23 protein-coding genes are annotated in these 25,282 nt (G+C 73.0%); 10 read left to right on the forward strand and 13 right to left on the reverse strand.

From position 1 onward, the window contains the following. Positions 1-21: 21 nt before the first annotated feature. Positions 22-711: a maleylpyruvate isomerase family mycothiol-dependent enzyme gene (locus RNL97_RS07270; protein ID WP_313750486.1), complete on the forward strand. Its 690-nt coding sequence runs from the start codon at positions 22-24 to the stop codon at positions 709-711. 10 nt (positions 712-721) lie between these two features. After that, on the forward strand, positions 722-1,378 hold the full coding sequence (locus RNL97_RS07275) for an MBL fold metallo-hydrolase (RefSeq protein WP_313750487.1): 657 nt from the start codon (positions 722-724) through the stop codon (positions 1,376-1,378). Between the two features lie 157 nt (positions 1,379-1,535). Here RNL97_RS07275 and RNL97_RS07280 read toward each other — a convergent pair whose 3' ends face one another. The 5 genes from RNL97_RS07280 to RNL97_RS07300 form a co-directional block, all read right to left on the reverse strand. Further along, the gene (locus RNL97_RS07280) at positions 1,536-2,552 is read right to left on the reverse strand and encodes a TerC family protein (RefSeq protein WP_030586706.1); all 1,017 of its coding nucleotides are present in this window, start codon (positions 2,550-2,552) and stop codon (positions 1,536-1,538) included. A 241-nt stretch (positions 2,553-2,793) separates the two neighbouring features. Beyond that, on the reverse strand, positions 2,794-4,770 hold the full coding sequence (locus RNL97_RS07285) for a TerD family protein (RefSeq protein WP_313750488.1): 1,977 nt from the start codon (positions 4,768-4,770) through the stop codon (positions 2,794-2,796). A gap of 175 nt (positions 4,771-4,945) precedes the next feature. After that, on the reverse strand, positions 4,946-5,524 hold the full coding sequence (locus RNL97_RS07290; protein WP_030586713.1) for a TerD family protein: 579 nt from the start codon (positions 5,522-5,524) through the stop codon (positions 4,946-4,948). A gap of 202 nt (positions 5,525-5,726) precedes the next feature. Then, a complete protein-coding gene (uvrB, locus tag RNL97_RS07295) occupies positions 5,727-7,868 on the reverse strand; it encodes an excinuclease ABC subunit UvrB (RefSeq protein WP_313750489.1) in 2,142 nt (713 codons plus the stop codon). Between the two features lie 39 nt (positions 7,869-7,907). Further along, positions 7,908-8,807, reverse strand: coding sequence for an MHYT domain-containing protein (locus tag RNL97_RS07300; RefSeq protein ID WP_030586718.1), 900 nt, complete (start codon positions 8,805-8,807; stop codon positions 7,908-7,910). 231 nt (positions 8,808-9,038) lie between these two features. Between RNL97_RS07300 and RNL97_RS07305 the strand changes: the two genes are divergently transcribed. The 3 genes from RNL97_RS07305 (at position 9,039) to RNL97_RS07315 (ending at position 12,119) form a co-directional block, all read left to right on the forward strand. Next, the gene (locus RNL97_RS07305) at positions 9,039-9,926 is read left to right on the forward strand and encodes a glycerophosphodiester phosphodiesterase family protein (protein WP_030586721.1); all 888 of its coding nucleotides are present in this window, start codon (positions 9,039-9,041) and stop codon (positions 9,924-9,926) included. Positions 9,927-10,051: 125 nt separating this feature from the next. Then, entirely contained in the window at positions 10,052-10,609 is a 558-nt protein-coding gene (locus RNL97_RS07310) for a methylated-DNA--[protein]-cysteine S-methyltransferase (RefSeq protein ID WP_030586724.1), read from the forward strand. A gap of 307 nt (positions 10,610-10,916) precedes the next feature. Continuing rightward, positions 10,917-12,119 carry an MFS transporter gene (locus tag RNL97_RS07315; RefSeq protein ID WP_398867041.1) on the forward strand — a complete coding sequence of 401 codons (1,203 nt, stop codon included), beginning with the start codon at positions 10,917-10,919 and terminating at the stop codon, positions 12,117-12,119. Positions 12,120-12,197: 78 nt separating this feature from the next. Here the strand turns inward: RNL97_RS07315 and RNL97_RS07320 are convergent, their stop codons facing one another. After that, positions 12,198-12,560: a cupin domain-containing protein gene (locus RNL97_RS07320; protein WP_030586731.1), complete on the reverse strand. Its 363-nt coding sequence runs from the start codon at positions 12,558-12,560 to the stop codon at positions 12,198-12,200. A 103-nt stretch (positions 12,561-12,663) separates the two neighbouring features. On the opposite strand from RNL97_RS07320, the gene RNL97_RS07325 reads away from it, so the two are divergent. Continuing rightward, entirely contained in the window at positions 12,664-13,599 is a 936-nt protein-coding gene (locus RNL97_RS07325; protein WP_030586734.1) for a pseudouridine-5'-phosphate glycosidase, read from the forward strand. A gap of 50 nt (positions 13,600-13,649) precedes the next feature. Next, on the forward strand, positions 13,650-14,588 hold the full coding sequence (locus tag RNL97_RS07330; protein WP_243316290.1) for a carbohydrate kinase family protein: 939 nt from the start codon (positions 13,650-13,652) through the stop codon (positions 14,586-14,588). Between the two features lie 82 nt (positions 14,589-14,670). On the opposite strand, the gene RNL97_RS07335 is transcribed toward RNL97_RS07330, so the two are convergent. Further along, positions 14,671-15,318: a nucleoside/nucleotide kinase family protein gene (locus RNL97_RS07335; protein WP_030586741.1), complete on the reverse strand. Its 648-nt coding sequence runs from the start codon at positions 15,316-15,318 to the stop codon at positions 14,671-14,673. A gap of 72 nt (positions 15,319-15,390) precedes the next feature. Then, entirely contained in the window at positions 15,391-16,083 is a 693-nt protein-coding gene (locus RNL97_RS07340) for a winged helix-turn-helix transcriptional regulator (RefSeq protein ID WP_243313738.1), read from the reverse strand. Between the two features lie 85 nt (positions 16,084-16,168). Here RNL97_RS07340 and RNL97_RS07345 point away from each other — a divergent pair, with 85 nt between their 5' ends. After that, on the forward strand, positions 16,169-17,380 hold the full coding sequence (locus RNL97_RS07345; protein WP_030586747.1) for a pyridoxal phosphate-dependent aminotransferase: 1,212 nt from the start codon (positions 16,169-16,171) through the stop codon (positions 17,378-17,380). A gap of 432 nt (positions 17,381-17,812) precedes the next feature. Here RNL97_RS07345 and RNL97_RS07350 read toward each other — a convergent pair whose 3' ends face one another. Genes RNL97_RS07350 through RNL97_RS07360 form a run of 3 tightly spaced genes read right to left on the reverse strand, consistent with a single transcriptional unit; the run spans position 17,813 to position 22,981 of the window. After that, positions 17,813-18,544 carry a DUF7873 family protein gene (locus tag RNL97_RS07350; protein WP_030586750.1) on the reverse strand — a complete coding sequence of 244 codons (732 nt, stop codon included), beginning with the start codon at positions 18,542-18,544 and terminating at the stop codon, positions 17,813-17,815. A gap of 43 nt (positions 18,545-18,587) precedes the next feature. Then, positions 18,588-19,943, reverse strand: coding sequence for an SWIM zinc finger family protein (locus RNL97_RS07355; protein WP_243313740.1), 1,356 nt, complete (start codon positions 19,941-19,943; stop codon positions 18,588-18,590). Continuing rightward, positions 19,940-22,981, reverse strand: a complete 3,042-nt coding sequence (locus tag RNL97_RS07360; RefSeq protein WP_030586756.1) for a DEAD/DEAH box helicase — start codon at positions 22,979-22,981, stop codon at positions 19,940-19,942. Before RNL97_RS07360 ends, RNL97_RS07355 begins: the two co-directional genes overlap by 4 nt. Before the next feature lie 373 nt (positions 22,982-23,354). On the opposite strand from RNL97_RS07360, the gene RNL97_RS07365 reads away from it, so the two are divergent. Then, positions 23,355-23,711, forward strand: coding sequence for a hypothetical protein (locus RNL97_RS07365; RefSeq protein ID WP_030586759.1), 357 nt, complete (start codon positions 23,355-23,357; stop codon positions 23,709-23,711). Positions 23,712-23,759: 48 nt separating this feature from the next. On the opposite strand, the gene RNL97_RS07370 is transcribed toward RNL97_RS07365, so the two are convergent. After that, entirely contained in the window at positions 23,760-24,458 is a 699-nt protein-coding gene (locus tag RNL97_RS07370) for a class I SAM-dependent methyltransferase (protein WP_030586762.1), read from the reverse strand. 72 nt (positions 24,459-24,530) lie between these two features. Between RNL97_RS07370 and RNL97_RS07375 the strand changes: the two genes are divergently transcribed. After that, entirely contained in the window at positions 24,531-24,893 is a 363-nt protein-coding gene (locus RNL97_RS07375; RefSeq protein ID WP_374115196.1) for a DUF6343 family protein, read from the forward strand. A gap of 9 nt (positions 24,894-24,902) precedes the next feature. On the opposite strand, the gene RNL97_RS07380 is transcribed toward RNL97_RS07375, so the two are convergent. Further along, positions 24,903-25,271 carry a tetratricopeptide repeat protein gene (locus RNL97_RS07380; RefSeq protein ID WP_030586767.1) on the reverse strand — a complete coding sequence of 123 codons (369 nt, stop codon included), beginning with the start codon at positions 25,269-25,271 and terminating at the stop codon, positions 24,903-24,905. Positions 25,272-25,282: the final 11 nt, after the last annotated feature.

Below are 25,282 nucleotides of genomic sequence, written 5' to 3' on the forward strand. Positions count from 1 at the left end.
GGCGGGGCTAGGCTCGGCCGCATGATTGATCATGCGCACGACCTGGGAGCTGTACGCGAAGCGACCGAACGGCTGCTCGACGCAGTCGGCAAACTGGACAACGCCGCTGTCGCCGAGCCGTCACGGTTGCCCGGCTGGAGTCGGGGCCATGTCCTGACCCACCTGTCACGTAACGCCGACGCGCTCGGAAATGTTCTCCGGGGCCTCCCGATGTACGCGAGCAGCGAAACCCGCGACGCCGACATCGCCGACGGCGCCCCCCGCCCGATGGCCGAGCAGCTGGCCGACCTGCGGGAGAGCGCGGACGCCCTCCAGGCGGTCTCCGCCGGACCGGCCGACTGGTCCCGTACGGTCGCCCTGCGCAACGGGGTGACGGATTCGGCGGCCCGGGTCCCCTTCCGGCGCTGGGTCGAGGTGGAGCTGCACCACGTCGACCTCGACATCGGCTACGAGCTGGAGGACCTTCCCGCCGAGTTCGTGGAGCGGGAGATCTCCTTCCTCGCCGAGCGCTTCCTGGGCAACGAGGCCGTGCCCGCCACCGGACTGACCGACCTCGACGACCGCACCTGGAGCACGGGCGGCGGCCCGCCGAGCGAGCTGGTGACGGTGCAGGGGCCCGCCGTGGAGCTGCTGGGCTGGCTCTGCGGACGCCGCGACGGCTCCGCCCTGACCGTGGCCGGGGGCCCGTTGCCCACGCTGCCCCCGCTATAGGCTGAGCCGCATGACGTACAGCGGAGCGGTGAAGGTCGGCGGACCGGCGAGCGTGCACGAACTGACGGATCTGATGATCTCCAAGGTCGCCGTCGGCGCGATGGACAACAACGCGTATCTGCTGCGCTGCCGGGCCACCGGCGAGCAGCTGCTGATCGACGCCGCCGCCGAGCCGGAGACCCTGCTCGCGCTGATCGGTGACGACGGGATCGCCTCCGTCGTCACCACCCACCGGCACGGGGACCACTGGCAGGCACTGGCCCAGGTGGTCGGGGCGACGGGCGCCCGGACGTTCGCGGGCCGCTACGACGCGGAGGGCATCCCGGTGCCGACCGACGTCCTGGTCGAGGACGGCGACGCGATCACTGTCGGCCGGGTCGAGCTGACCGCCCGCCATCTGGTCGGCCACACCCCGGGCTCCATCGCCCTGGTCTACGACGACCCGCACGGCGCCCCGCACCTGTTCACCGGGGACTGCCTCTTCCCCGGCGGGGTCGGGAACACGCGCCAGGACCCCGAGGCGTTCGCGAGCCTGCTGAACGACGTCGAGACGAAGCTGTTCGACCGGCTGCCCGACGAGACGTGGGTCTACCCCGGCCACGGGCACGACACGACGCTGGGCACGGAGCGCCCCCAGCTGTCCGAGTGGCGCGCCCGCGGCTGGTAGCCCGCGCGGCGGCCCACCCGCTCCTCCCCCACACCCGCACCACCTCCCGCGTACGCGCCTTCCGTGCACGCACGCGAAAGCGGCCGGGGTGGACGGCTTTCGCCGTATCCACCCCGGCCGCTGCCGGTGTGTCCCTGTGCCGCTCGGGCGGCCCGGGTCAGCTGAGGGTCTTGCTCTCCTCGTCGGCCGGACCGGTGGTCTCGGCCTTCTCGGCCTCCTCCGCCTCGGCCGCCGCCTGCTTCTTGTTGGCGATGAGGCTGGTGATCGTGGTGATCACCAGGACGCCGCAGATGACGGAGAGCGAGAACGGGATGGAGATCTCGGGCGTGTGCACCCCGGACTCGTGCAGGGCGTGCAGCACCAGCTTGACGCCGATGAAGCCGAGGATCACCGACAGGCCGTAGCTGAGGTGGACCAGCTTCTTCAGCAGACCGCCGATGAGGAAGTACAGCTGGCGCAGGCCCATCAGCGCGAACGCGTTGGCCGTGAAGACGATGTACGGGTCCTGGGTCAGGCCGAAGATCGCCGGGATCGAGTCCAGTGCGAACAGCACGTCGGTCATACCGATGGCGAGCATGACCACCATCAGCGGGGTCAGGATGCGCTTGCCGTTCTTCTGGATGAAGAGCTTCGTGCCGTGGTACTGGTCGGCGACACCGAAGCGGTGCTCGATCTTCTTGAGGAGACGGTTCTCCTCGAACTCCTCGTCCTCCTCGTCGGCCCGGGCCTCCTGGATGAGCTTCCAGGCGGTGTAGATCAGGAACGCGCCGAAGATGTAGAACACCCACGAGAAGTTCGCGATCACGGCGGCGCCGGCGGCGATGAAGATCGCACGGAGCACGAGAGCGATGAGCACACCGATGAGCAGCACGCGCTGCTGGAGGTGCGAGGGCACCGAGAACTTCGCCATGATCAGGACGAAGACGAAGAGGTTGTCGACGCTCAGTGACTTCTCGGTGATGAATCCGGCGAAGAACTCGCCGGAGGCCTGGCTCTCGCCGGCGACCATGAGGCCGACTCCGAAGAGGACGGCCAGCGCGATCCAGACGACCGTCCAGATCCCGGCTTCCTTGGTCGACACGTCATGGGGCTTGCGCCCGATGAAGAAGTCGACGGCGATCAGGGCTGAGAGACCAATGATGGTCAGGCCCCATACGGTCCATGAAACGTCCACTGCGCCTCCGGCAGTTCGCTACGGCTACTGGATCAGCGTCGTCGCTGCCGGAGGTCTCTTCCATCCCTGCACGTGGTGCGCGCCTGGACCGACGCCCCGGGACCGATTGCGGTCCGTATTGACGGGACGTCGCGTAAGGAGTACTCCCCTCCGTTCCCCGAACAGTACAGGTATCACCAAGGAAAGGTAAAGGAAAGGGTAAAGGGATCGTCAAAAACGCAGGTCAGAGACCGATGCTCCTTCAGCGGCCGGCAGCTCTGCGGGCTGCTGCCACCGCCCCGAGCACCTGCTCCAGGACGCGGCTGCCCGGCGGAATGGTCAACGGCTCGTACGTCCAGGCGTGCCCGACCCAGGGGTCGGCGAGGTGACTGTCGGCGACCGGGGTGATCCGCAGCAGCGAACGCCACAGCGGGTCGAGGACCGGCCCGTACGCGCTGGCCTCCTCCCGGTCCGCGACCATCAGGAGGTGCACCCCGACCGCCGGGCCCTCGTCGGCGAGGTAGCGGAGCTGGGTGACGGCCCGGTCGTCGAATCCGTGCGGGAAGTCGTTGACCACCAGGAGCTGTTCGCCGGTGTCCAGGTCGGGCGGGAGCGAGTCGGCCGCCCGGGCCCGGACCGCCATCTGCACCAGGTCCACCCGCCGGGTGAGGTGGGCGAGGACCGAGGCCACTCCCCCGGGCCCGGCGGCAGGCGGTCCGGCGAGGACGCCCGCCTCGACGAGCGGCGCGAGCGGACCGGCCGCCGAACCCGCCGGGTCGATGACGTGCACCGCGAACTCCCCGGGCGGATACACCGCGAGCAGCCGGGCCGCGTGCGCGACCGCGGCCTCCATGGCCAGTCGGCGCAGCCGGTCCGTGTCCATCAGGGCGGCGGCCTCGGACGCCGTCCGCCCGCTGTCCACCCACATCCCGCGCTCCAGCGGCAGCCGGACGAGCAGCGGGATGCGCAGGTCGGTGCGCTCGGGCAGATGAAGATCGCCGATGCGCAGGGCCATCGGTATCTCCATGGGAACCCGGTGGGCGTGCCAGACGGGGTTGTCCCAGCCGGCGTACGCCGCCGGGAGCGCGGGCTCGACGACGGCCGCCTCGGCGGCCAGCTGGGCCAGATCGCGGTCGAGGGCCTCCCGGGCCCGGGAGGCCAGCTCGTCGCGCTTGGCACGGGCCGCCTCGCGTGCGCGGTCGCCCGCACCGCCGATCCGGTTGCGCGGGTCGGACAGGGCCCGGTCGAGCTCCTGGTCCATCCGGGACTCGGCGAAGTCGACGGCGCTGCGGTAGGCGGCGACGGCGCGGGCCAGATCCTCGAACATCCCCCAGATCTGGTTGTAGAGGCGCTCGTCCATCGACCAGCCGGTGGCGTCGCCCGCGACCGGCTGAGCGGGCTGTCCCGGCGGGGCGGGGGGCGCGGCAGGCGGCGGCGAGGGGGGTGCGGCATGCTGCCGCCGCGGGTGCGCGTAGTTGATGGGCCCGCCGGCGGAGGGCCCTGCGGCGGCCGGGCCGGGGGCGGCGGTGTGCGGCTGGGTGGTGTGCGCCGGGCCGGTGGTGGCCGGGCCGGTCAGCGGCTCGGGGGCCGGGGGCGGCGCGGTCGGCCGGTGGTCGGCGGAGCCCGTCGCGTGGCGTACTCGGTCGCCTTCCGGGGTGCGGGGCGGCGGCGGGGCCACCGCGCGGGCCAGGCCCCGGGTGACGGCTTCCTGGATCGTTCCGGCCAGGGCGGCGGGGTCGGTCACGCCCTGGTCGGCGAGCATCGCGGCGAGCCCGCCCGCGTACCCCTGGCCGACGGCCCGGACCTTCCAGGCGTCCTGGCGGCGGTAGAGCTCCAGGGCGCTGACCGCGGACTCGGCGTCCAGGCCCGTGAGTGTGAAGGTGGCGATCTCGGTGCCGTCGAGCCCGGTGACGGCGACGAAGGGGGCGGGGACGGCGCCGAACCGCACCGGGCCGCCGACTCCGACGGGCAGGGCAAGCAGCACGGTGACCCGGTGGACGCCCGTGGGCAGGGCCTCCAGGTCGACGGCGAGCCGGTGGTCGGCCGCCGCCTGCTGGGAGACTTCGAGCCCGGGGAGCTGGGGTGAGCCGGGGTGGGCGATCCACTCGACGCCGCGCACCGTGCCCCGTTCGTCGCCGAGGGTGGCCCCGGCCACGACGGCCGTGCCCGCCGAGACCCGGATCTCCAGACGGGTCTGGGGCAAGGTGTGGTTCTGCCCCCGGACCAGTTCGGCCGTCATTGCCCTGTCCCCCTCGACGATGGCCCGCGCGCCGCTGAGGGCGCCGGGCCGTGCGATGCCGTGTTCCTGCTGCGTACTGCCGTGCTGTGCGTGGGGCGGCTCCCGGCGGCCTGTGCCGCCGGGAGCCGCCCCCGCCTGTTTCCACGCCGGGCCGGGACCCGGAGCTGTCCGGGTCCTACAGGTGCGGGAGGATCGACGGCATCAGGTCCTGGAAGGTGCGGCCGTTGGCCGGGTTCCCGAGGGCCGTCATCTTCCAGCCGCTGCCCGCGCGGTGCACCTTCGCCATGATCTGGGCGGTGTACTGGCCGCCGCCGTCGAGCGTGTACCGGGCGAGCTCCTGGCCGTTGGTCTCGTCGACGATGCGGCAGAAGGCGTTCTGGACTTCCTGGAACGTCTGCCCGGTGAAGGAGTTCACCGTGAAGACGATCTGGTCGATGTGGACCGGGACGCGCTGGAGGTCGACGAGGATCGCCTCGTCGTCGCCGCCGGAGCCCGCGCCGCCGACCAGGTTGTCGCCGGTGTGCTTGACCGAGCCGTCGTCGCTGACGAGGTGGCGGAAGAACACGACGTCGACGGGCTGCTTGTCGGCGAAGAGCACCGCCGAGGCGTCCAGGTCGACCTCGCGGGTGCGCGAACCGAACAGGCCACGGCGCGGAGCCGCCTGCCAGCCGAGCCCCATGCGTACCGCGGTCAGGGTCCCCCCGTCACTCTTCTGCAGGTTGATGGCCTGACCCTTGGTCATATTGACCGTCACGCGCTGTCCCCTCTCGGCATTGCCCCGCAGCCATCCGTGTGCGGTTTCCCCGCACCCTACGCATTCCACCCCGGGCGGCAGCAGGTTCGGTCCGTTTTTGTGTCGGTCTTGCAACACACCCGGCGCGCCCGGCCCGGTGCGGTGGAAACGGTGTCGGCCGCCGGTGCCGGGAGCGGCCCGGCACCGGCGCTCGACGGCGGAATCAGGCCATGCCCGCTTCCTTCATCTGCCGCAGTTCCTTCTTCAGTTCGCCCACCTCGTCGCGCAGCCGGGCGGCCACCTCGAACTGCAGGTCCGCGGCGGCGGCCCGCATCCGGTCGGTCATCTCCTCGATGATCCCGGCCAGTTCGGTCGCGGGCCGGTCGCTGAGCACCGCGCCGGCCTTGGCGGCCTTACCCTTCGCCGCCCCCTTCGCCCCGCCCTTGGCCGCCTTGCCGCCGAGCGCGGGGACCGGGGCCTTGGTCTCCTCGCCCTGCCGGTAGCCGGTGCCGAGGAGCTGTTCGGTGTCGATCTCCTCGCGGGCGATGGTCGCGACGATGTCGTTGATCTTCTTGCGCAGCGGCTGCGGGTCGATGCCCCGCTCGGTGTTGTAGGCGATCTGCTTCTCGCGGCGCCGGTTCGTCTCGTCGATCGCCTGCGCCATGGCCGGGGTGACCTTGTCGGCGTACATGTGGACCTGGCCGGAGACGTTGCGGGCGGCGCGGCCGATGGTCTGGATGAGCGAGGTGCCGGAGCGCAGGAAGCCCTGCTTGTCGGCGTCGAGAATGGCCACGAGCGACACCTCGGGAAGGTCGAGGCCCTCGCGCAGCAGGTTGATGCCGACGAGCACGTCGTACTCACCGGAGCGCAGCTCGCGCAGCAGCTCGATACGGCGCAGGGTGTCGACGTCGCTGTGCAGATAGCGGACCTGGATACCGAGCTCCAGGAAGTAGTCGGTGAGGTCCTCGGCCATCTTCTTGGTGAGTGTGGTGACCAGGACCCGCTCGTCGCGCTCGGTGCGCTCGCGGATCTCGTGGACCAGATCGTCGATCTGGCCCTCTGTGGGCTTGACCACGACCTCGGGGTCGACGAGACCGGTGGGGCGGATGATCTGCTCGACGAACCCGTCGCCGCGCGAGAGCTCGTACTTCCCCGGGGTGGCGGAGAGGTACACCGTCTGGTCGATCCGCTTCAGGAACTCCTCCCACTTCAGCGGCCGGTTGTCCATGGCGGACGGCAGCCGGAAGCCGTGGTCGACGAGGGTCCGCTTGCGGGAGGCGTCCCCCTCGTACATCGCGCCGATCTGCGGGACGGTGACGTGGGACTCGTCCAGGACCAGCAGGAAGTCGTCCGGGAAGTAGTCGAGGAGGGTGTTGGGGGCGGTGCCGGGCGCGCGGTCGTCGAAGTGCATCGAGTAGTTCTCGACGCCGGAGCAGGTGCCGATCTGGCGGAGCATCTCGATGTCGTACGTCGTGCGCATGCGCAGTCGCTGGGCCTCCAGCATCTTGCCTTGCTTCTCCAGCTCGGCCAGGCGCTGCTCCAGCTCCCGCTCGATGCCGCTGACGGCCCGCTCCATGCGCTCGGGCCCGGCGACGTAGTGGCTGGCGGGGAAGACGTGGACCGTGGGGTCCTCGCTGATGATCTCGCCGGTGAGCGGGTGGAGCGTGGACAGGTTCTCGATCTCGTCGCCGAACATCTCGATGCGGACGGCGAGCTCCTCGTAGACCGGGAAGATCTCGATGGTGTCGCCCCGAACCCGGAAGGTGCCGCGGGTGAACGCGAGGTCGTTGCGGGTGTACTGCATCTCGACGAAGCGGCGCAGCAGCTGGTCGCGGTCGATCTCCTCGCCGACCTTGAGCTGGACCATGCGGTCCACGTACTCCTGGGGCGTACCGAGGCCGTAGATGCAGGAGACGGAGGCGACCACGACGACGTCGCGCCGGGTGAGCAGCGAATTCGTCGCGGAGTGGCGCAGCCTCTCGACCTCCTCGTTGATGGAGGAGTCCTTCTCGATGTAGGTGTCCGACTGCGGGACGTACGCCTCGGGCTGGTAGTAGTCGTAGTACGAGACGAAATACTCCACCGCGTTGTTCGGGAGGAGCTCGCGGAACTCGTTGGCCAGCTGGGCGGCGAGCGTCTTGTTCGGCGCCATCACCAGGGTGGGGCGCTGCAGCTTCTCGATCATCCAGGCGGTGGTCGCCGACTTGCCGGTGCCGGTCGCGCCGAGCAGGACGACGTCCTTCTCATCGGCGCGGATACGCCGCTCCAGCTCGGCGATGGCCGCCGGCTGGTCGCCGCTGGGCTGGTAGGGACTGACGACCTCGAAAGGCCGCACCGAACGTTCGATCTTGGAAACGGGCCGCATGCAACCACCGTACGGCTCCCCACTGACAACGGCCTCGGCTCAGCGGTACCGGGCCCTTCCCGCGTCCTTTCGGGCGGTGCTCCGCGGGCGTCGTCCGCGCGCGTGCGGATCGTCCGGCGGGCGCCGGCGCGCCTGCGGGACCAGGTGGTCCCCCGCGCGGTGGCCGGGGCGGGGGTCCGGGCCCGGCTCGCCCGTCACTGCCCCGGGATCGAACAGGAGCACGACGGCGGCGAGGAGCAGGAAGCAGCCGGGGCCCACCAGCATCGGGCCGATCATCTCGACGGGCCGGTCGCCGGGCAGGACGGCGGACAGGTCGGACGGCAGGGTGGGCGGCAGGTGCAGGTGCACGTCGAGCGCCGCCATGCCGGTGTAGTGCATCCCGGTCACCGCGACGGCCATCAGGACGCTCGCGCCGAGGCCGGAGAGGGCTCCCCGCAGGGTGACGGCCGCCCACAGCGCGCCCGTGGCGGCGCACCCGGCGATCAGTACCGAGAGGACGACGAGAGGCGTGTCGTACGCGAACTGGGCGGCCATGCGCATGCCCGCCATCCCGAGATAGTGCATCGAGGCGATGCCGAGACCGGTGATGGTGCCACCCGTGATCAACGCCATGCGGGTCGCGCCCCGGTACCCGACAATGAAGATGCCGATGCCGATCATCACCACGGCCACGGCCAGGCCGGCGAAGGTGAGGGGCTTGTCGTAGGAGATCGGCGTCTCCTGGACGGTGAAGCCCGTCATCGCGACGAAGTGCATGGTCCACACCCCGGAGCCGATGGACAGCGAGCCCAGGGCCAGCCAGCCGACCCGACAGGAGCGTGTGGCGTGAAGGGACCTGGTGGTGCAGCGGAGCCCGAGGGCGGCTCCCAGGGCGGCCATGAGGAACGCCGCGACCGGCGTCACCAGGCCGTAGGCGAAACCGTCGACTGTTCCTTGCATGCGCGTACGCCCTTCGAGAATGCCCGGGGTCGAGGAGGGTCCCCAAGGGGCGAGTCCCGGCAGACGGACAAAAGAAGGCGCATTTTATCGGCCCGGACGCGCGCCGTGCTCCCGCGGTGGTCCCCGGGACCGAAGGTTCCGTTCATTTCGCGGCCATCGCCACCCCGCCGGGTGTTGGCGGGCCGCTGTCACTCTCTGCGTGTCCGCACACTCCCGACGTGAGGAGTCCCCGTGTTCGTCCGTACCGCAACCGCCTCCACCACGGCCGCCGCCCTGCTCGGCGCCGGCGCCCTGCTGCTGCCCGCCGACCGGCCCGCGGCACCGGACCAGGTCTCCGCGCAGCGGGCGAACCCGGTCGTCGTGGCCCACCGGGGGGCGTCGGGCTACGCGCCGGAGAACACTCTCGCCGCCGTCGACGCCGCGGACGCGCTCGGCATCGACTGGGTCGAGAACGACGTCCACCGCAGCCGTGACGGCGTGCTCGTCGTGCTGCACGACACCGATCTGAAGCGCACGACGGACGCCGAGGAGGTCTTCCCCGACCGGGCGCCGTGGGCGGTCAAGGACTTCACCGCGGCGGAGCTGGCGAAACTCGACGCGGGCAGCTGGTTCGGGGAACAGTTCACCGGGGCCCGGATCCCGACGCTCACCCAGTTCCTGCACCGCCTGGAGCGCAACCGGCAGAAGCTGCTCCTGGAGATCAAGAGCCCGGCGACCTACCCGGGCATCGAGCGGGACATCATCCGGACGCTGGGCCGGTCGGGGTGGCTGGACCGCTCCCACGTACGCGACCGGCTGGTCATCCAGAGCTTCGGCGCCGACAGCGTGAAGACGGTGCACGCCCTGCGCCCCGACGTCACGACCGGCTTCCTGGGCACCCCGGCGGTGGCCGACCTGCCCTCGTACGCGGCGTTCACCGATCAGATCAACCCGTCGTACGCGACGATCGGCGCCGACTACGTGGCGGCAGTCCAGCGGCTCAAGGGCGCACACGGCAAGCGTCTGCGGGTGAACACGTGGACGGTCAACAAAGCGGCGGACGCGGTGAAGGCCCGTGACTACGGGGTCGACGGCATCATCACCAACTTCCCCGACGTGGTGCGCGACGCGACGAGCTGACGCGGCGGTGTCGGGCCGCCCCGGCGGAGGGGCGGGCCCGCCCCTCCGCCTTCCGCCCTCCGCCGACGGGCCTGTTCCCGTCGGCCGTCCCGTCGCTGTCAGTGGCGGGTCGTACGGTGGTCGGCATGGACAGCTACGGGGTCGGTGGAGAGCCGACCGTCGAGTGGGACGTCGTGGACAGCGGCATCGGCCCGCTGCTGCTCGCGGCGACCGCGACCGGCCTGGTGAACGTGGCCTTCCACGCCCGCCCCGCCGTCCGGGACGCGGTTCTCGACCGGTTGCGGACCCGGTTCGGCACAGAGCCGGTGGCGGCGCCCGGCTCGGCCCGCCTCGCCGAGCCGATACGCCGGCTCGCGGCGTACTTCGCGGGCGAGCCGCGGGACTTCGATCTCGCTCTGGACTGGTCGCTGACCTCCGGCTTCCACCGCGAGGTGCTCCGCGAGCTGGCGTCCGGCGTGCCCTACGGGACGGTCGTCGGGTACGGCGAACTGGCCGCGCGGGTGGGTCGGCCGGAGGGGGCGCAGGCGGTGGGCGCGGCCATGGGGGCCAACCCGCTGCCGGTGGTCGTGCCGTGCCACCGGGTGGTGGAGAGCGACGGGGGCCTGGGCGGGTTCGGCGGCGGTCTGGAGACCAAACGACAGCTGCTGGCGCTGGAGGGGGTGCTGCCGCAACCACTGTTCTAGGGCCTCTCGTCACACTGCCGTCGTCGCCGGGAGGGCGGCAGTCCGACGACAGTCCCTAGGAGCCGGGCCCGAAGGCCCGGCGGGCTCCGGGTGGTCCCAGGCCTGGCAGCGTCGCGGTCCGGGTCCGGCGGCGTCCGCGGTCGGGCACCGGCGGCCACGTCGGGGCGGTCCTCGCCGAGAGGCCGTTCACCCGCCCGGGTGCACGGTGGCGGCCGGGCGGTGGCACACTGCGCCGGTGACCCGACCCCTCTCCCTTCCTCCGGCCCCGGCCGTCGGCCTGCCCGCTCTGCGGCGGCGGACGTCGGCCGTGCTCGTCGTCAGCCAGATACTCGGCGGCCTCGGCGTGGCCATCGGCATCGCCCTGGCCCCGATGCTCGCCGCCGAGGTGAGCGGATCGGAGGCGCTGTCGGGACTCGCGCCGACCGCGTCCGTCCTCGGCACGGCGCTGCTGTCACTGCCGCTGGCCGCCCTGATGACCTCCCGGGGCCGCAGGTCCGGGCTGATGCTCGCCTATCTGATCGGTGCGCTGGGGGGCGGCCTGGTGGTCCTGGCCACGATGCTGCCGAGCTTCCCCTTGCTGCTGCTCGGCATGGCCGGGTTCGGCGCGGGGTCGCTGGCCGGTCTCCAAGCGCGGTTCGCCGCGGCCGACCTGGTGGGGCCGGAACGGCGGGGGCGGGCCATCTCCACCGTCGTCTGGGCGACCACGATCGGCTCGGTCCTGGGCCCCAACATCTCGGCCCCGGCGAGCCGGCTGTTCCGCGGTACGCCGGTGCCCGAGGCGGCCGGGCCGTTCCTCTGCTCGGCCGCCGTCTTTCTGCTCGCCGGTCTCGTCGTGGCGCTCGCGCTGCGCCCGGATCCGCTCCTCACCGCCCGCGCCCTGGCCCCGGAGGGCCCGGCGGGGCCGCCGAAGCGCTCCCTGCGCGCCGGGATCGAGGCCGTGCGCGCGTCCCCGATGGCGCGGCTCGCCCTGGTGACGGTCACCGTGTCGCACACCGCGATGGTGTCGATCATGGTCATGACCCCGGTCGATCTGAGCCGGCACGGCGCCGGCCTCCAGTTGATCGGGCTCGTCATCAGCGGGCACATCGCGGGCATGTACGCGTTCTCGCCGGTGATGGGGTGGCTGGCCGACCGATTCGGCCGGCTGACCGTGATCGGCCTGGCGGTCGGACTGCTGAGCTGCGCCGCGCTGCTCGCGGGCACGGCCGGGCCCCGGCACGGGCAGACCGCGGCGGGCCTCTTCGTACTGGGTCTCGGCTGGTCGGCGGGGATGATCGCCGGTTCGGCGCTGCTCACCGACGCGGTGCCCCGGTCCGCCCAGGCGGCGGTGCAGGGGCTGTCGGACCTGACCATGAGCGCCGCGGCGGGCGTCGGCGGGGCCACGGCGGGAGTGATCGTCGCCCAGTGGGGGTACGGCTCCCTCAACGCGGTCGGCGCCGCGCTGCTGCTGCCGGTCGCCGCGCTCGCCCTGCGCCGGAGCCTGCGACGGCCGGGAACGGCCGACGGCTGACCCCGCACCGCCGGACCGGCCGAACGACCCGAACGCCCGAGCTGCCGACCCGGCGGGCCCAGCAGACCCGGCGGGTCCTCAGAGGCTGATGTGGTACGCCTTGCGGAGCGTCTCGTGAACGGTCCAGGTCGTCCGGTCGCCCTCGCGCAGGACGCAGGCGTCCCCCGGGCCGATCTCCAGCGTCGCCCCGCCCTCGACCGCGACCGTCGCCCGGCCGCTGACGACCACGAACAGTTCGTTCGCCTCGGTGTCGGTGACCACGCCGGGCGTGATCTGCCAGATGCCCCGGATCTGCTTGCCGTCGGGCGACTCCCACAGCACCTTGCCCGTCACCACGGGGTCGCCCGAGACGATCTGCGCCGGATCGAGGGGTTCCGGGACAAGGTCGGCGTCCGGGATGTGCACGGCGAAGGAGGCGGGGACCTGGTCGTTTGTCGTCATGGCCGGTCACCTTAGCGACCGCTTTTGGCCACCGGGTGACCAGGACCCACCGGATACGTCCGGCCGTGGTTTGCGCCCCTTCCACCCGCGACAGGGATGGGGCATGCCTCAGAACTCACCAGAACCCTACGGGCCGGTGCTCTCGGCAGAGGTGCGCGCGGCTCTGAGCACCGGTCTGCCCGTCGTGGCGCTGGAGTCGACGATCATCGCGCACGGTCTGCCGCGCCCCCGCAACCTCTCCGTGGCCCGGGAGCTGGAGGGGCTCGTCCGGTCCGCAGGCGCCGTCCCGGCCACCGTCGCCGTTCTCGACGGCCGGGCCCATGTGGGCTTGGGCGACGACCAGCTGGAGCGGGTCGCCGGGGACCCTGCGGTACGCAAGCTGGGGCACCGCGATCTCGCCCCGGCGCTCGCCGCCGGAGCGAGCGGGGCGACGACGGTGTCCGCGACGGCGTTCCTGGCGGCCCGGGCGGGCGTCGGCGTCTTCGCCACGGGCGGGCTCGGCGGCGTACACCGGGAGTGGGGAGCCGACCAGGACGAGTCGGCCGATCTGCGGCTGCTCGCCCGCACCGGGATCACCGTGGTCTGCGCGGGGGTGAAGTCGATCCTCGACGTCCCGGCGACCCTCCAGCGGCTGGAGACCCTCGGCGTCTGTGTCGTCGGCTACGGCACCGGGCACTTCCCCGGCTTCTATCTGAGCAGCTCCGGCGAGCCCGTCGACTGGACGGTGCGCGGCCCCGGGGAGGTGGTGGAGGTGATCCGGGCGAGGGAGGCGCTGGGCGGGCCGGCGTCCGCGCTGATCGTCGCCAACCCCGTAGCGGAGGCGGATCAGTTGGATCCGGCACTGCACGACCGGGTGCTGGCGGAGGCGCTGGACGCGTGCCGGGCGCGGGGCGTCTCGGGGCAGGGCGTCACCCCGTTCCTGCTGGACCAGCTGATGCGGCGGACCGGGGGCGCGTCACTGGAGGCGAACCTCGCGGCCGTACGCGGGAACGTGACGCTCGCGGCGCGGATCGCCGTCGCGGCGGCGGAAGCCCCGTGAGCGGGCCCAGCGGCGAAGGCGAGGTGAGCGGTCAGGGCGGTGGGTCCCCGCTGGACGGTCACGGCCTCGGGCGCCGCGTAAGCCGTCCGGAGGCCGGGCGTGGGCTTCTGGTGGTGGGGGACGTGGTCACCGATGTGGTGGCGCGGCACGGGTCGGCGCTCGCGCACGGTACGGACACGAAGGCCCGGATCCGCACCCTGCCGGGGGGCGCGGGAGCCAACGTGGCCTGCTGGGCGGTGCGTTCGGGCTGTCCGGACGTCCGGCTGCTGGCCCGGGCGGGGGCGGAGTCCGCCGACTGGCACCGGGAAGCGCTGGAGACGGCGGGGGTGCGGGCGTTCCTCGCCGTGGACGACGAGGTGCCGACGGCGACCGTCGTCGCCCTGGTCGACGCGGCGGCGGAGCGGACGTTCCTGACCGACGGCGGAGCGGTCCTGCGGCTGGCCGTCGAGGACTTCGCGCCCACGATGCTCGACGGCGTCGGGCGGCTCCACCTCTCCGGCTACCTCCTGTTCGCCGCGGTGAGCCGGGCCGCCGCTCTCCTCGCCCTGCGCACCGCCGTGGAGCGGGGGGTTCCGGTGAGCGTGGATCCGGCGTCGGCCGGGTTCCTCGGGGAGCTGGGGCCGAAGCGGTTCCTGGAGTTCGCGGAGGGGGCGCAGCTGCTCCTGCCGAACGCGGACGAGGCCCGGCTGCTCACCGGCCTGCCCGAACCCGGTGCCGCTGCGGCCGAGTTGAGCCGACGGTTCCCGCGGGTCGTCGTCACCCTGGGCGCGCGGGGCGCCGTGGTGGCCGCCGGGGGCGAGGTGGTCGGCCGCGTTCCCGCCCCGCCGGTGCCCGAACCGGTCGACTCGACGGGCGCGGGCGACGCGTTCACCGGCGGGTTCCTGGCGGCCCTGCTCGCCGGTGCGGACGAGGTGACCGCCGCGGCCGAGGGCTGCCGGGCGGGGGCGTCGGCCGTGGCCGCGGTGGGCGGCCGGCCACCGGTTCGCTGAGCACCAGTGCCGGGCGGCCGGCCACCGGTTCACCGAGTATGGGGGGCCGCCCGCGCGCACGGTGAGCCGCACCGCGCACGGTTCACCCGCTCCCCGGCAGCCCCGACCAGGCCGGGTGCGCGGGATCGTCCGCACGGACCACCACGTCCGCCCTCTCTGTGGGCGCGACCTCGTCCTCGTACCGGGCGAAGGCGGGCAGCGTCCAGCGTTCCGTCTCCGCCGTGCGCCGCCGCAACGCCCCCGGCGACAGCCGCAGATGGACGGTGAGCGCGAACGGGAACCAGTGCCCCAGCAGGAACGGGCCGTGCACGACGACCACCCCGCCCTCGGGCAGCGGGTGGTACGGGGTGCGGGTGGCCCGGTCCGTCACGGGGTCCCAGAGGTCGGGCAGCACCCGGCCGGAGCCGCCCGCCTCCAGCGGCCCGAACACCTCGCGCCACAGCGCCCCGGTGTCGAACCAGCCGTCGAGATACGCGTCCGCGTCCTGCTTCCCGTACTCGAAGCGCAGACTCGCCGGACGCAGGAACCCCTCGGTGGAGACCACCAGGACCGAGCGGCCGCGCAGCCGCAGCTCCTCGGCGAGGCGTTCGGCCCACTCGCCGGTGCGGGCGGCGGGCGCGCCGTCGATCCCGAGGGCTAGCCAGGGCCCGCCGTCGGCGGCGGACAGCCCGTCGCCGTACCGGGCCATTTCGCCGGCCAGCCGTTCCCAGGTGATCGCTTCGAATGGCACGGTCCCATCATCGCCGCACCGGAGGGAGGCCGCTCGGGGCGGGCGCTCCGAAGAGGTCGCCCGGCGGGCGGTTCACTCCCCGCGCAGCTCCGCCGCGAGCGGGCCGTCACCCTGCACCTCGACGCGGCTGTCCTTCACCGCCTCCGCGAGGGTCGCCGCGCCCTGCGCCAGCTCCAGGCAGACCTCCGCGCCGAGGACGATCAGGGCGTCGGGGCGGTCGGCGGGGCCGTAGCCGTACACCGCCCCGTACCCGTCGGCGCCCGGGAGCACGAACCCCGCTCCCCCACCGACACGGAGGTGGAACGCGCCCTCGTCGAGGCGGACTTCGAGGACGCCCTCCCGGGTGAGTCCGGCGAGGGCGCCGAGCAGCGGCAGGACGAACCAGTGGGCCCGCACCGCGTCGGTCGGGCGGCGCTCGGCGAGGGCCGGCGCGCCCCACTCGGCGAGGGCGGCGAGCACCGGCAGCAGGCCGCGGCCGCGCTCGGTCAGCTCGTAGACCGACGCGGCCGACGGGGGCGGCAGCTTGCGGCGCAGGGCCAGCCCGGCCTGCTCCATGTCCTTCAGACGGGAGGCCAGCACGTCCGTGCTGACGCCGGGCAGGTCGGCGTGCAGGTCCGTGTACCGGCGGGGCCCGCCCAGCAGTTCACGGACGATCAGCAGGGTCCACCGGTCGCCCACGGAGTCCAGGGCGCGGGCGGTGGCGTCGAACTGGTCGTAGCTCCGGCGACGGACGGGGCGTGCTGCTGGCTGCTGCTGACGTGGCATGCGACGCAGTCTAGACATGTTGTTGGACTTTCCAAGCTCAAGCTTGGTAAAACCAAGTATCGCAATTCGGCTCGGGAGGCAGCGCATGGAGTTCCGGCAGTCCAGCAAGCTCAACGAGGTCTGCTACGAGATCCGGGGCCCGGTCATCGAGCACGCCAACGCCCTGGAGGAGGCGGGCCACAGCGTGCTCCGGCTCAACACGGGCAACCCCGCGCTCTTCGGCTTCGAGGCTCCCGAGGAGATCGTCCAGGACATGATCCGGATGCTGCCGCAGGCCCACGGCTACACCGATTCGCGCGGCATCCTCTCGGCCCGGCGGGCGGTGGCCCAGCGCTACCAGTCGATGGGGCTGACCGAGGTCGGCGTGGACGACGTGTTCCTCGGCAACGGGGTCTCCGAGCTGATCTCGATGGCCGTGCAGGCGCTGCTGGAGGACGGCGACGAGGTGCTGATCCCGGCCCCGGACTTTCCCCTGTGGACGGCGGTGACCACGCTCGCGGGCGGCAAGGCCGTGCACTACGTCTGCGACGAGGAGTCCGACTGGAACCCGGATCTCGCCGACGTGGCCGCCAAGATCACCGACCGGACCAAGGCCGTCGTGATCATCAACCCGAACAACCCCACCGGCGCGGTCTATCCGCGCGAGATCCTGGAAGGCATTCTCGATCTGGCCCGACGGCACGGGCTGATGGTGTTCGCCGACGAGATCTACGACCAGATCCTGTACGACGGGGCCGAGCACCACAGCGCGGCCGTCCTCGCCCCGGACCTGGTCTGCCTGACCTTCAGCGGCCTGTCGAAGACGTACCGGGTGGCCGGGTTCCGCTCCGGCTGGATGGTGGTGTCCGGTCCGCAGCAGCACGCCCGCAGCTACCTGGAGGGCCTGACGATGCTGGCCTCCATGCGGCTGTGCCCCAACGCGCCCGCGCAGTACGCCATTCAGGCCGCGCTCGGGGGCCGGCAGTCCATCAAGGAGCTGGTCGCCCCGGGCGGGAGGCTGCACGAGCAGCGCGACCGGGCCTGGGAGCGGCTGAACGAGATCCCCGGCGTCTCGTGCGTGAAGCCCAAGGGCGCGCTGTACGCCTTCCCGCGCATCGATCCGAAGGTGCACCCGATCGTCGACGACGAGAGGTTCGTGCTGGACCTGCTGCTGCGGGAGAAGATCCAGGTGGTGCAGGGCACCGGCTTCAGCTGGCCGCGCCCGGACCACTTCCGCATCCTGACCCTTCCGTACGCTGACGATCTTGACGCGGCGATCAGCCGCATCGGCCGCTTCCTCAGCGGATACCGGCAGTGAGCCTCCCGCACGTCCTCGCCCCGGGTTCGGGAACGGGAGCGGGCCCGGAGGCGTAGCCGGCCTCCGGGCCCTGTGAGCGCCGCCCATCTGGCACGCCGGCACGTTTAAGGGTCCGGGTCAGTCATGATGTCGTCGCGTCCTGCCTTTGGACCACCGCAGATCGGAGCTCTGCGGGCCGGACTTGAACCGGCATCTCGACGCGCGCGGGCCCGGGCCCGTTCGATCCGGCGATCGGCGGCGAATGCTGAGTCTGGAGCAAGAGTCTGAGATTGACGGCGGTCTGCCTCTGCCTGCTTGGGCTACTCCGGCCCGTGCCGGAGGGAGGAGTCGAACCTCCACTGGAACCGCGCCTTCACGACAAGCTTCAGTTTCAGCTTGCGCTCCTCGCGCACCCCCATCGCCTTGATCGGCGACCGGGGAATCCATGGTCGGTCACCCGAAGAGGTAACCGAATACCGCATCACCCACCTGCTGGTCGGTGACCTCCGCACCGTTGGCCTCCTCGCGGGCGAACTTCACGGCCTGCTGGAGCTTCTCGATCCGGTCCAGCAGTTCGTTGACGCGCCGCGCGGGCAGCGCCCCGGAGAACTTGACGGTCGTCCAGTATCCGACCGGGATGTCCTCGTAGTACACCTCGACCTGCGCAGGGTGCTTCTCGGTGGCCTCCGCCTTCACATGGTTGCGGGGGACCTTCTTGGTACGGAGCGTACGGACCGGCTCGGTCTTCCAGGAGTCGGTCGACGGGTCCTGCACCCAGGCCTCGGCCGCGTCCAGGACGGGCAGCTTGCGGACGAAGGTGTTGAGGTCGGTCAGCTGCTTCTCCAGGAAGAGCAGATACGCCACCGGCACCTCGCTCACCAGCACCCGGCCTTCGACCTTCACATCGGCCCGGGCCGTGCAGTTCGCCCAGTCCTTCGTGGCCGTCACATCGAAGAGGCGAGTGAGCGTGGCCGCGGTCTCCCGCAGCACGTCCTCGGCCTTGACCTGGACCAGCGTCGACTCGGGCGGAAGCTGTTCGCCCTCCTCGTCCTTGGGCTGGTAGGTACGGGAGATCCCGGCCAGCAACGCGGCCTTCTGGAGGCCGTGATGGGCCGCCGTCAGGTCCTGGTGCGCCTTGGACTTGACGCCCTTCTCCACTGCGATGATCTGATTGAGTTTCGCCACGTCGAGGACGCTAACAGGGACAACTCACCGGCGGCCAAAGGTTTTACCGTACGTAGTGGGGGTCGTCGTCCCCGGCGGTCTCCGGGACGGCGTCGCCGGCGAGCAGGGCCTCGAGGGCGGAGACCGGATCGGGGTCCGGGGCGGCACGCGGCCACCAGTCGTCGGCGCCGGGGTCGGACTCGTAGCCGTACCAGCGCATGTCCTGGCCGAAGCGGAGCTGGAGCGAACCGGCCGGGTGGGTGAGGTGGTTGCGCCAGGGCGTGAAGCGCGGGAAGCCGGCGGCGGCGAGCGCGGGCCTGGCCCGGTCGAAGGGGCCGGCCGGCGGGTCCCAGGGCGTTTCCAGGGCGGCCAGGCCCTCGGCCTCGCCCTGGCGCCAGGCGGCGACGGCGCGGGCCAGGTCGGTGGTGGTACGGCCGGTCGCGTACGCCAGCTCGCGGTAGAGCGCGCGGGTGGTGGCGGTGAGCCCGGCGGTCGGACGCGCGGCGGCGAGGCGGACGGCGTCCTGCCATGCGGTGAGCCCGGCCAGCGGGTCGCGGCCGGTGGTCAGCAGGGCGTGGGCGCGGGCGACGGCGTCGGTGGCGAGGTGGTCCAGGCCCAGCGGGTCGCGGGCGCCGGGCAGGTCCGGGTACGACGGTGGCTGGCCGGGGTGCGGCGGGACGGGACGGGGCGCCGGGAGCGGCGGGAGGAAGCGGGTGGCGAAGGCCTCGCCCGCCGCGACCGAGGGCATGGCCGGGGCGGCGGGGCGCTCGCGGGCGGAGTGCTCGGCGTTGCGCCGGGCGAGCGCGTCCAGCAGCTCGCGTTCGCCCCGGCCGCGCATCAGCAGCAGGACGAACGGGTCGCTGTCGAGCAGCAGCGCCGTCTGGAAGCAGAGGGCGGCGACATGCTTGCAGGGCCGCCCGCGGTCGGGGCAGGTGCAGCTGGGGTCGAGGTCGTCGGCGGCGGGCAGGAGCCGGACCCCGGCCTCCTCGGCCGTACGGGCGAGGGAGTGCGGCATCTCCTTGGCCAGCAGCGCGGACAGATGGCCGGGCCGGGCGGCGACCGCGTCGAGCAGGGCCTCCCAGCCCGGGTCGGCGAAGGTGCGCAGGCGCAGTTCGGCACGGTACGGGCGGGCCCGGCTGCCGTGCACATAGGCGACGACGCGGCCCGGGGTGACGGTGATCGCGGCGACCTGGCCGTCGTCGGCGTACGCCCGGCCCCGGGCGAGGCGGGCCTCGTCCATCGACAGGGACTCCAGCGCGTCCACCCAGGCCCGGCCCCACCAGCTGCCCGCGAAGGGCTCGCCCTCGGCGGAGGTACGGGCGGGCACCGCCTCGAAGGTGCGCCGCAGATCGTCCGGGCCGATCCGGGCGCGCGGGGCGGATCTGCGGGCGGCCGGTCCGATGGCCGGCCGGGGGCTCATGCGGGCCTCCGCAGGGACACGAGGTCGGCGAGGTCCCGGTCGCTCAGCTCGGTCAGGGCGCTCTCCCCGCTGCCGAGGACCGCGTCCGCCAGGGCCCGCTTGGACTCCAGCAGCTCGGCGATCCGGTCCTCCACCGTGCCCTCGGCGATGATCCGGTGGACCTGGACGGGCTGGGTCTGGCCGATCCGGTACGCCCGGTCGGTGGCCTGCTCCTCCACGGCCGGGTTCCACCAGCGGTCGAAGTGGACGACGTGGGCGGCGCGGGTGAGGTTCAGCCCGGTGCCGGCCGCCTTGAGGGAGAGCAGGAAGACGGGGACCTCGGCGGACTGGAAGCGGTCCACCATCCGCTCCCGCTCGGGCACCGGCGTACCGCCGTGCAGGAGTTGGGAGGGGATCGCGCGGGAGGCGAGATGCGCGGAGAGGAGCCGCGCCATCGACACGTACTGGGTGAAGATCAGGACCGAGCCGTCCTCGGCGAGGATCGTGTCGAGCAGTTCGTCGAGGAGGGCGAGCTTGCCGGAGCGGCCCGTGAGCCGGGTGGGCTCCTCCTTCAGATACTGCGCGGGGTGGTTGCAGATCTGCTTGAGCGAGGTGAGCAGCTTCATGATCAGGCCCCGGCGGGCGATGCCCTCGGCCGCTTCGATCTGCGCCATCGTCTCGCGGACGGCCGCCTCGTAGAGCATGGCCTGTTCATGGGTGAGGGAGACGGGGTGGTCGGTCTCGGTCTTGGGCGGCAGCTCGGGGGCGATGCCGGGGTCGGACTTCTTGCGCCGCAGGAGGAAGGGGCGCACCAGCCGGGACAGCCGCTCAACCGCCTCGTCGTTGCCGAGACCGGCGGCCGTGTCCGTGCTCTCCACGATCCGGGCGTGCCGGGCCCGGAACGCCTTGAGCGGGCCGAGCAGTCCGGGCGTCGTCCAGTCGAGGAGCGCCCAGAGCTCGGAGAGGTTGTTCTCGACGGGGGTGCCGGTGAGGGCGACCCGGGCCGGGGCCGGGATGGTGCGCAGCGCCTTGGCGGTGGAGGAGTGCGGATTCTTGACGTGCTGCGCCTCGTCGGCGACGACCAGGCCCCAGCTCTGCCCGGCGAGCTGCGCGGCGCTGGAGCGCATGGTGCCGTAGGTGGTGAGGACGAACCCCCCGTCCGGATCGCTCAGGCTCCGGTCCGTGCCGTGGAAGCGGCGCACGGGCACGCCGGGGGCGAAACGGTTGATCTCGCGGTGCCAGTTGCCGAGGAGGGAGGCGGGACAGACCACGAGGGTGGGCGAGGGGTGCGCCCGGTGCAGGTGGAGGGCGATGAGGGTGATCGTCTTGCCGAGGCCCATGTCGTCGGCGAGGCAGCCGCCGAGACCGAGCGAGGTCATCCGGTCCAGCCAGGCCAGGCCGCGCAGTTGGTAGTCGCGCAGGGTCGCGTCCAGGCCGGGCGGCGGTGCGATCGCCGTGTCGTCGGCGAGGAGGCGGGTCCGGAGCGCGGCGAGGGCCCCGGCCGGGACGGCGTCCACCCGCTCGCCGTCCACCTCGGCACTGCCGGTGAGCGCGACGGCCAGCGCGTCCACCGGATCCAGGAGCCCCAGCTCCCGCTTGCGCGCCTTGCGTACGAGCGCGGGATCGACGACCACCCATTGGTCGCGCAACCGCACCACCGGGCGGTGCGCCTCGGCCAGGAGGTCCATCTCGGCCTCGGTCAGCCGCTCGTCGCCCAGGGACAGCTGCCAGTCGAAGGCGAAGAGGTGATCGGCGTCGAAGAAGGACGTGCCGTCGGTGGCCGATCCGGGCGCGGGCCGCACGACAGCGGCCGCGGTGAGCGAACGGGCCAGCTCGCGCGGCCAGCGCACCTCGACCCCGGCTGCGGCCAGCCGGGATCCGGCGTCGCTCAGCAGCTCGTACAGCTCGTCCTCGGTGATGGCGAGCACATCGGGGACGGGCTGCCCCAGAAGTCGTTCCAGCGGGGCCCAGACACGGGCGGCGCGGCGCAGGGCCAGCACGGCGTCGACCTGGGAGCGCGGCCCGAAGGGCTCGCCCGCCCCGCCGTTCCACAGGGCCGCCGCGTCCACCACGTACGTCGGGTCGGCGAGGCTGTGCACCTGCACGATCGCCGCGGCGGCGGGGCGGACCGCCGGGTCGTCCGCATGCTCCGGCCGTGCGGGGCCGTCGTCGGTCTCCGCCTCCTCCCGGGCGGCGGTGAGCGCGTAGGTGTCGGCGGTGTCGAACAGCTCGTACGCGGAGAGGTCCAGACGCAGCGAGACCCGCACGCCCGCGTCCAGGCCCGAGGCCACCTCGACGGCCCAGGCGGCGGCGCGGGGCAGATGCTGGGGCTCGCGGGCGGCGAACGGCGCGCCCATCGCGAACGCGGCGGCGGGCGTGCGCGGCAGCGTGTCGGCGACGGCGTCCAGGAAAGACCCGGTCAGCGCCTCGGCGTCGGGCAGCCGGGGCGGCTCGGAGCCGGGGACCGGCACCGCGTGCCCCTCGGGCGGCAGGGCGGCGGCGACCGCCCGCAGATGCGCCACGTCCTCGGCGTCCGACGGTCCGGCCCGCCAGGCGTCGTGGCCGTCCGCCGTGAGGCCGGGGAGGATCCGGCCGCGGGCGACGAGGTGGAGGGCGTGCAGAGCGGCCGCGCCCCAGCAGCGCGCGGCGGGGTGGGCGGACGCCTGCTGCCGGGCCCGGACGAGCAGGGGCAGCGCGTCGGCCACGGACAGGAGGGCCGCGGGCACCTCGGCGGTGCGGACGCCTGCGGGGCCCGCGGCAACGTCCGGCCGGACGACCGTGAGCCGGGCGGAGGTGTACGGGACGGTGTCGGGGCGTGCGGCGGCGTCCGCGTACGCGAAGGGCGTCCCGGTCCGCTCCGGCGCGGGGTCGGCCCGCCACGGAGGGCCGCCGGCGTGGGAGCCGCCGTCGGCGCGGGGGTCCCAGAAGGCGATGCGGCCTTCCCTGGGCACCGGTCCGGGCAGGAAGACCGCGGGGTGGCGCAGCAGACGGGTGACGTCGGCGGTCCGGGGGGCACCGGCGGTGTCCGGCGCCGCACCCTCACGGGTCTGATCCGTCATGTCCACTCCCCCTCCCACTCGATCCCCGGTCTCGGGGTCTCCGGTCTCCTTCGGCACGGAATGTGCCGACTCCGCGAGTCTAGGCGGGAGGTCTGACACCGCGGACGCCCGCCACATCACCCCAGGTCAGCGGGGCATCGACCGCTCAGGGGTACGTCCCGTGCGCCTCCGGCTCCGCGAGCGGGTCGCCACGCTCGGTGATGGGCGGACGGGCTGCGGCCGGTGAACCCCCGTCGCTCCGCGGCTCGCCCGGTCGGCCGCGCCCGGGATGCCGGGGGTGACCGGGCCGGGCAGGGTGGCCAGCGCCAGCACGTCTTTTCCGACGTACCGACTTTGCCGGGCGAGCACCGGACGAGCAGACGAGGACCCGCCCATGTCCGTGACCGCTACCGTTCCCCGCCGCCGACGCCGCCTCGCCGTCGCCGCCGGAGTCTCGCTCCTCGCCCTCGCCGCCACGGGCTGTTCCGGCCTCGGCCGCACCGCCGTGGGCCCGGTGACCTACACGACGGAGCGCGAAGCGGTGATCCAGGTGAACAGCCCGTCGGTACGCGGCTGCCACCGGATCGCCCCGGCGGGGGCGCACGAGGTGGAGAACGGGACGCTGGTCGACGTGATCCTCTACCGCACCCGTGACTGCACGGGCCGGGGGACGACCTACGTGCCGACCCGGTTCAGCGATGTGACGGCGCCGGGCAGCGGCCCGTGGCGCAGCTACAGCTTCGTGCACTGACCCGCGGACGCGGACACCGGTGCGTGGACCGGGGCCCGGTCCGTGCGGTCAGAGCGCCGGGCGGGCCAGCAGCCAGGTGCCGTCGTCGGTGAGGGTGCGCTCCACCGTGAGCCCGGCCGCCGCGAGATGTCCGGCAAGGTCCTCCTCGGACAGCTCCCGGGAGAGGAAGGTCTGCGTCCACCGCGCGTCGTCGAAGTGGTACTCCGCGCGCACCGAGCGCACACCGTCGCCCACCGGATCCGCCGAGACGATCCGGACCAGGCATCCGGACGGGTCGGTCCGCTCCCACGGAAGCTCCGAGCGGTGCGCCACGCCCTCGCGCTGGACGAGGACGATCCCGTCGTCCCGCACATGGGCGCGGCAGACACGCAGCATTCCGTCGCGCACCCGGTGCTCGCCCGCGTGGACCAGGAACGAGCCGAGCAGCACCACGTCGAACCGCTCGTCGCCCAGGTCCAGCGACTCGATGGCGCTGCGCACCGTGCGCGCTCCGACGATCTCCTCCAGCATCTCCGCGGACTCGTCCACCGCCGTCACCCGGAACCCGCGCCGCACCAGCGGATGGGTCACCCGGCCCGCCCCGCAGCCCAGTTCGAGAATGCTCGCCCCCTCGGGGGCCACGCCCGCGATCACGTCCGGCTCATCGCCGACGGCCAGCCGGCGGTACAGCTCCACCGCGCAGCCGTCCGGTGTGATGGCTCCGGGACCCGTACCCGCGTACCCCTCGCGTACCAGTGATTCGCCCATGCGGGAGGAACGAACCGTCCACGGGCGCGGTTCCCCGCCCCGACGCTGTTCCGTCCGCCGCCGAGTGGGTCCATTCTGGAAGGTGAGGTGATCGCCATGCGCACGGGCAGTGAACCCACGACCGCCCGCAGTCCCCTCCGGATGCGGCTCTGGCTGAGCCTGTGGGGAATGGCCTGGGCCCTCTTCGGCCTGGTGGCCTTCGCGATGAACGGGCGGCCGGGCTGGGCGGCGGCCTGCGCGGTGGTGCTGCTGCTCGCCGTGGTGGACCTCTGCGTGATCACGTACCGCATGCGCCAGGGCCCGCACTACCAGCCGGGCCGTGACGTCCCGCCGTACGAGCCGGACCACGGCGACGGCCGTCCGCCCGGGCGGGGGCCCGGCGGTGACGGCGGGCGGCCGGGCGGCGGACGAACCGGTCCCTCCGGGCACCCCTGACGCGCCCCGTCAGTCCCGCTCCTCGAACTTCGCCGCCCGCAGGTACTCCGGCTTCGGGTCCAGCGCCGCGGCCAGACGGAAGTGCCGGGTCGCCCGCTCCGGGTTGCCGGACCGTTCGAAGGTGCGGGCCAGCGCGAAGTGGGCGAACGCGTTGTCCGGCTCACGCTCCAGCACCAGCTCGAATTCCAGCTCGGCGGGGCGCAGTTGGGCGGCGGCGAAGAAGGCGCGGGCCCGGAGCAGCCGGGCGGCGGTGTTCTCCGGATGGGCGGCGATCACCGAGTCGAGGAGCTTCACGGCGCCCCGGGGGTCCCGGGCGTCGAGCAGTTGCTCGGCCGCACGGAAGTCGATGACGTCGGTCTCGGGGTTCCTCTCGGGCACGGTCGCGTCCC

Source organism: Streptomyces parvus (genome assembly GCF_032121415.1).
GTDB classification, from domain to species: domain Bacteria; phylum Actinomycetota; class Actinomycetes; order Streptomycetales; family Streptomycetaceae; genus Streptomyces; species Streptomyces globisporus_A.

What these genes read in the sequence shown, in the direction of transcription:
- RNL97_RS07270 (WP_313750486.1), top strand. Translation starts at nt 22, where the DNA reads ATGATTGATCATGCGCACGACCTGGGAGCTGTACGCGAAGCGACCGAA.
- RNL97_RS07275 (WP_313750487.1), top strand. Translation starts at nt 722, where the DNA reads ATGACGTACAGCGGAGCGGTGAAGGTCGGCGGACCGGCGAGCGTGCAC.
- RNL97_RS07285 (WP_313750488.1), bottom strand. Translation starts at nt 4,770, where the DNA reads ATGACGGCCGAACTGGTCCGGGGGCAGAACCACACCTTGCCCCAGACC.
- uvrB (WP_313750489.1), bottom strand. Translation starts at nt 7,868, where the DNA reads ATGCGGCCCGTTTCCAAGATCGAACGTTCGGTGCGGCCTTTCGAGGTC.
- RNL97_RS07300 (WP_030586718.1), bottom strand. Translation starts at nt 8,807, where the DNA reads ATGCAAGGAACAGTCGACGGTTTCGCCTACGGCCTGGTGACGCCGGTC.
- RNL97_RS07310 (WP_030586724.1), top strand. Translation starts at nt 10,052, where the DNA reads ATGGACAGCTACGGGGTCGGTGGAGAGCCGACCGTCGAGTGGGACGTC.
- RNL97_RS07320 (WP_030586731.1), bottom strand. Translation starts at nt 12,560, where the DNA reads ATGACGACAAACGACCAGGTCCCCGCCTCCTTCGCCGTGCACATCCCG.
- RNL97_RS07325 (WP_030586734.1), top strand. Translation starts at nt 12,664, where the DNA reads ATGCCTCAGAACTCACCAGAACCCTACGGGCCGGTGCTCTCGGCAGAG.
- RNL97_RS07340 (WP_243313738.1), bottom strand. Translation starts at nt 16,083, where the DNA reads ATGCCACGTCAGCAGCAGCCAGCAGCACGCCCCGTCCGTCGCCGGAGC.
- RNL97_RS07345 (WP_030586747.1), top strand. Translation starts at nt 16,169, where the DNA reads ATGGAGTTCCGGCAGTCCAGCAAGCTCAACGAGGTCTGCTACGAGATC.
- RNL97_RS07355 (WP_243313740.1), bottom strand. Translation starts at nt 19,943, where the DNA reads ATGAGCCCCCGGCCGGCCATCGGACCGGCCGCCCGCAGATCCGCCCCG.
- RNL97_RS07360 (WP_030586756.1), bottom strand. Translation starts at nt 22,981, where the DNA reads ATGACGGATCAGACCCGTGAGGGTGCGGCGCCGGACACCGCCGGTGCC.
- RNL97_RS07365 (WP_030586759.1), top strand. Translation starts at nt 23,355, where the DNA reads ATGTCCGTGACCGCTACCGTTCCCCGCCGCCGACGCCGCCTCGCCGTC.
- RNL97_RS07370 (WP_030586762.1), bottom strand. Translation starts at nt 24,458, where the DNA reads ATGGGCGAATCACTGGTACGCGAGGGGTACGCGGGTACGGGTCCCGGA.